This window comes from Actinoplanes lutulentus, assembly GCF_003259845.1.
Lineage (GTDB): Bacteria > Actinomycetota > Actinomycetes > Mycobacteriales > Micromonosporaceae > Actinoplanes > Actinoplanes lutulentus.
In genome coordinates, this window is the sequence record NZ_QLMJ01000046.1 from 1 (window position 1) to 1,406 (window position 1,406).

1 protein-coding gene is annotated in these 1,406 nt (G+C 66.5%); it reads left to right on the plus strand.

Going from position 1 to position 1,406, the window contains the following annotated elements:
• Positions 1-102 precede the first annotated feature (102 nt).
• Positions 103-1,347: an IS256 family transposase gene (locus B0I29_RS45025; RefSeq protein ID WP_111655314.1), complete on the plus strand. Its 1,245-nt coding sequence runs from the start codon at positions 103-105 to the stop codon at positions 1,345-1,347.
• The last annotated feature ends 59 nt before the right edge of the window (positions 1,348-1,406 follow it).

Below are 1,406 nucleotides of genomic sequence, written 5' to 3' on the forward strand. Positions count from 1 at the left end.
GGTCACGTCCACCGAAGTGGTGTATGACCCGGACTTTCCGGGACGAAAGAGGCGGCCACCGCAGATCCTTCGGATTGTCTAGATCAGAAGGAGAGACCTGCGATGGCCGCACCACAGAGTTTGGACCTTGCCGGTTTGCTGGGCACGCATTTGGAATCGGCGAGCCCTGATGTACTGAAAAGCCTGGTCAAGACGTTCGCGGACGCGTTGATGTCCGCCGAGGCCGACGCCCTGTGCGGTGCCGGCTACGGCGAACGTACTGCCGAGCGCACCAACTCACGCAACGGTTACCGGCATCGTGAGTGGGACACCCGCGCTGGCACCGTCGAGCTCGCCATCCCGAAACTACGCACCGGCTCGTACTTCCCGGACTGGCTGCTGGAACATCGCCGCCGGGCCGAGCAGGCCCTGGTCAGCGTGGTCGCAACGTCGTACCTGCTCGGGGTCTCGACTCGGCGGATGGAGAAGCTGGTCGAGCAACTCGGCGTCAAGTCGCTGTCCAAGAGCCAGGTCTCGGAGATGGCCCGGCACCTCGACGTCCAGGTCGAGGCGTTCCGCAACCGGCCCCTCGATCAAGGCCCCTACACCTTCGTGTGGACCGACGCCCTGGTCATCAAGGTCCGCGAACACGGCCGCACGGTCAACGTGCACGCCTTGGTCGCGGTCGGTGTCAACGCCGACGGCGGCCGCGAGGTCCTCGGCCTCGACGTCACCTCGGACGAGGACGGCGCCGGCTGGCTCGCCTTCCTACGCTCGTTGACGGCCCGTGGCCTGTCCGGCGTCCGCCTGATCATCTCCGACGCCCACCGCGGCCTGGTCGGCGCGATCGGCGCCGCGCTGCCCGGCGCGCAGTGGCAACGCTGCCGCACCCACTACCTGCGCAACCTGCTCGCGAAAGTGCCCAAGAGCGCACAGCCGTGGGTCGCCACCCTGGTCCGCACCATCTTCGACCAGCCCGACACCGCCGCGGTCCACGCCCAGTACGGGCGGGTCCTCGACACCATCGCGCAGAAGTTCCCGGCAGCCGCCGAGCACCTCGACGACGCCCGCGCCGATCTGCTCGCCTTCACGAGTTTCCCGCGCGAACTCTGGCGTCAGATCTGGTCGAACAACCCGCAAGAACGGCTGAACAAGGAGATCCGCCGCCGGACCGACGTCGTCGGGATCTTCCCGAACCGTGACGCGATCATCCGCCTCGTCGGCGCGGTCCTGGCCGAACAAACCGACGAATGGGTCGAGGGCCGCCGCTACATGGGCCTGGAGATCCTCGGCAAAGCACGCCTGACCAGCGTCAATACGGAACAACACGACACCGAAATCGTCGAGACAACCGCAATCGCCGCTTAAGATCAACACACACGGATCAGTGCTGGCCGCCTCTTACACCACGCCAGCGGACGTGACCG